Genomic DNA, 4,056 nt, shown 5'->3' with positions numbered 1-4,056 from the left:
GGGGTCGAGTGCGGCTGAGTGCTAAATCCCCCTTTAAGCAGTTTTTCGGTGATGCCGCCGTTCGTTTATTGCGCGGCGGATTCAAGGAGATAGCCCAACTTGCGCCTTGGATTTCTCGCTGCGTGCGCGCGCAACGCGAGATTTTCTGCAAAAGCGTAGTTTCACACGCTGTCTTGCAGCGACAAAATCGGCCATTGGTGCTGATCGCAGCGAATATCGAGCGGCCAAAGAATCGGATGCGGACGGAGCCGTCGTTCGTGCTTCGCGTCAATCAGACAAAGTTGCGAGAAACGCAACCAACGACGCGCGATCGTCTTCATTGGCAAACCCAAGCATCACTTTTTTGGTCCCCGGTACAAACTGATACGGGCTTGCCAGATAGTTGTTGAGCGCATCCGCGTCCCAAACCGTATCCAAATCGCGCAGGTAGCTTGAGTATTCAAAGGTCGGGTCTGATGCAGTGGCCTTTCCAAAGATGCTCCACAGATTTGGGCCGTTGTCACCCAACGACAGGGACCTTGAGGGGACCCCGTGGCAAATCTCGCATCCTTTTGCCAACTGTGCCCCTCTAACATGGTCGGCGCCTTCAATTGCATTTGCGATTGAGGGAAATTCAACCCGACGTGGAGCCCCTGCTTCGACCAGCATATTGGCTATCTCCAAATTTCCGGCTCGGAGGGCTTGATGCAATGGTGTGGAAATATAAGGCTCATAACTTGCAGGGTCTGCACCCGCTGCAATAAGAACCCGAACCACCTCTGTGTGACCGTAGGCCGCTGCATGATGCAGTGCCGTTCCCACAGTATAGGCACCATTCTCTTGGTAGAAAAAGATTGTGGGGTCAGCCCCTCTCGCTAGAAGCTCCTTCACAAGATCTACGTGGCCGAATTTCGCCGCCACAAATAGAGGAGTTACGCCGGGGGCGCTGGTCATGCTGGTGCTGCGAATTTCCAGCGGGACACCTTTATCTAGCTCAGCCAGAACACCCTCAATGTTTCCATTCTTGGCATGCAGATGGATCATCTCGGCAAATGCGGGTGGTGAAAAGGCCGTAAAAATCAGGCACGCTGCAACAATTGATCGGATCATTGAAGCCTCCCGCCACAATTCTCTGACCGTAGGCGCAGAGAGGTTTCGCCGCAACCAATCCACTCAAATCGTCGACGGTTGCAAAAGGCTCACAGTCACCCGCTGCTCATACAACAAGCACCTCAGTGAAAGCGCTACGGAACCGTCCATCTGCAGATTTGGCCAAACCTCTGAGCTTGTGTCGTCTCGTTCAAAGCGCGGCCGTTCGCATCTCAGGAGCTGACGTTCGCGCCAAAAGCGGCGAAACCGGGCCGGGAGCCCCATATCTCCCGAATGCTGCGCATTGTGCGAATGGCGCCATTGAACTATTTTGCCTATGCTGCGCGGGCAGCCCCGCGTGGTTTTCGCTTTGAAGCTACTTCCAGACTTTACGAGGACGTCGCTTTTGGAGCGGACCCAAAACGCGGGCCTTCAAGGTATCCAATTGGCAATTGGTCACGACCGCTCGGCTTCAGTTTCCTGATGCCTCAGCAATCCCTGCAATTGAGCGACGACGATTAGGAGAAATTGCCAAGGCAGCTTCGTAAGCGGCGACGGCCGCGTCTGTCTCACCGAGCAAACGCTGCATATCTCCGAGCTGTTCACGCACCGGCAGGACATGGCTTGGAGTGACGGGTGCCTTTCCGACCGAATCCTCCGTTTCTGCGGCAGCTTCCATCATGGAACGCGCGGCTGGATCACCGGCTTCATACGCCTGCCACGCCTTGATGGCACCACTTTGCGCATTCGCAAGAGTCACCCAGTAGTTCATCCCACGCTCGTCCATGATTGCGGTGAGATCGGAGAGCCGAGCGAGTGCGGCTTCAACCCTTGGAACGTCTCCGCTTCGCGCCGCGCCCACACCCTGCGCAAACGCAACGATGGCGAGTGCATGCGGGTATCGGCCCCATTCAAGTTCTTGATAGGGAATGTCAGGAAGTGCTGCTGCTGCCTCCCAGTCTTCCTGTTCCAACGCAAGCCGAGCCGGGGCCGCCGCTACGGCATACGCGGTTCCAAAGACATCCTGCATGTCTGGTGTATTGAGCAGCGTCGCGACCGTTTCGGTGGCCTCCTCCACCTCTCCCAACTGCAACAGCGCATAAGTCAGGTAGTCCAGCGCGTGGGGATAGTGGTCGGACACCGTCCCGTCGATCTTCGGCTGCGCAAGCACGGCGGCGGCGGATCTGCGGTTGAGGTCTGCGGCCTCATCCCATCGACCAAGCCGGGTCATGATATGCGAAGGCATATGAAGTGCATGCGGGTTTTCAGGTGCGAGTTCCAGGTATGCCTGAACGAACGGAAGGGCAGCTTCGGCCAGGGGCGGGTGATCGTAGGCGTGAACGAGATAATGCAGGACCCCGGGATGCTGAGGCACGCGTACGTTCAGGTCTTCCAATAGCGCACCGGCCTCACGCTGACGCGCTAGCGTTCGGTCGCTTGGGGGCGCGACCGCCAACATGGCCAAAGCGGCAAAAGCTGCGGCATCAGGATTGTCGGGAAAGTCCGCATGGATTTGACGTTGCGCGTCTGACCAAGCGGCCTTGCGTTCGGGATAGGTGGTAAGAGCCGGATCATAGAATGTTGCGGCGGCGGCGACGTAGGCCTGTTCCAACGCGGTCCCCGCATCGAGACTTGCAGCCCGATCGATTGCCGAGAGGCCTTTTTGGAGTTCAGGAGGCGATTGGATGCCAGGCCAGAGCGGATGGAAGTTGCTCATGGCAATGCCCCATTGAGCCATTGCACAATCAGGGTCAGCTTCAGCAGCAGCCTCGAAGCGGGCGTTGGCCATGCGATACATCATGTGATGCAATAGCAAGGTGCCTTCGGTAACGGCGTCGTGCGCTGCCGAACTGCAACTCGTTGGGAAGTCAATTTCGCCCAAGCGGGATGTTTCGGCTTGCGCCATGGCGCTGGTGGCCAACGGGCCAAGGACCAGCGATGCAATCAAAATGGGGTGTCTCATAATTTGCCTCCTCGTCGCGAGGAGACAGGGTAGAGAAATCTGGCGCCACGATTTATGCTAAGATTGAATTACATTTATCAGAAAAGCCGATCAAATGGACAAACTGACTGCGATCAAGACCTTTGTGGCAATCGTCGAGCATGGCTCTCAGACTGAAGCAGCACGGCGCTTGGGTCGATCGCAACCGACAGTCGTGAGAAGCCTTGCGGAATTGGAAAAGTCCTTGGATGTAAAACTAATGGCGCGCACCACGCGGCAGTCGGTTCTGACGCTTGAGGGCGAGCAGTACTATCACGATTGCAAAAGGCTCTTGGAGGGATTGGATACTTCCGAGGAACGAATTAAGGAAATTCAGAAAAGTGCACGCGGGCAGATCAAACTCACAGCGCCAGTTGAATTTGGCAACTTGGTTTTGGCACCGACACTTCTTGCTTTGCAATCTGAGTTTCCGGAACTTCGCCTCAAAATTGATCTGACGGACCAGCCGCTTGATCTCGTAGGCGGAGGATACGATGCCGCCGTCAGGATCGGAGAGTTGCCAGATAGCGGGATGATTGCTCGAAAGGTGGGCAAAATGCCGTCTTTCGTATGTGCAGCGCCAGTCTTGGTCGAACGCCTGGGCGTACCTGAAAATCCACAATGCTTAGCCAACCTGCCATGCGTGGGGATCGACATTGCCAAAAGGCGATTTGGCCTAGAGTGGAAATTTGATGAGCTCAGGGGATCACCCGTCGTGGTGCGTCCTGACCCAGGATTTGTGTGTGATAGCGTAGCGCTAGCGCGAACTGCTTGCCGAGCGGGTTTGGGCTATGCGGCATTCTTCGGCTACCAAGTGGTCGAGGACTTGCGCGGCGGTACCTTGGTCAAGGTTATGGAAAGCGGAAACCCCGAACGCGCCGTAAATCTGCTCTGGCCTCCCCGCCAACCGATGCCAAAACGGGTGCGAGCAGTTCTGCAGCGGATTGAGATTGGAATAAGGGACGAGCTAGCAAGAATGCGGACCTATTGGTGATCTCTTAGCGGCT

The 4,056-nt window shown here is 56.3% G+C and carries 3 protein-coding genes; 1 reads left to right on the top strand and 2 read right to left on the bottom strand.

All coding sequences use genetic code 11. From position 1 onward, the window contains the following. Window positions 1-267 precede the first annotated feature (267 nt). Together ACR0AU_RS21850 and ACR0AU_RS21845 are read right to left on the bottom strand one after the other, a co-directional pair. Complete coding sequence (locus tag ACR0AU_RS21850; RefSeq protein WP_480796323.1) at window positions 268-1,089, bottom strand: ankyrin repeat domain-containing protein; 822 nt, start codon at window positions 1,087-1,089, stop codon at window positions 268-270. Window positions 1,090-1,540: 451 nt separating this feature from the next. Then, window positions 1,541-3,031 carry a hypothetical protein gene (locus ACR0AU_RS21845; protein WP_480796322.1) on the bottom strand — a complete coding sequence of 497 codons (1,491 nt, stop codon included), beginning with the start codon at window positions 3,029-3,031 and terminating at the stop codon, window positions 1,541-1,543. A gap of 94 nt (window positions 3,032-3,125) precedes the next feature. Here ACR0AU_RS21845 and ACR0AU_RS21840 point away from each other — a divergent pair, with 94 nt between their 5' ends. Then, window positions 3,126-4,043: a LysR family transcriptional regulator gene (locus ACR0AU_RS21840; RefSeq protein ID WP_480522606.1), complete on the top strand. Its 918-nt coding sequence runs from the start codon at window positions 3,126-3,128 to the stop codon at window positions 4,041-4,043. Window positions 4,044-4,056: the final 13 nt, after the last annotated feature.

The sequence above is a fragment of the Ruegeria sp. CG1 genome, from assembly GCF_056537265.1.
This window is presented reverse-complemented; position numbering and strand designations above follow the sequence as displayed.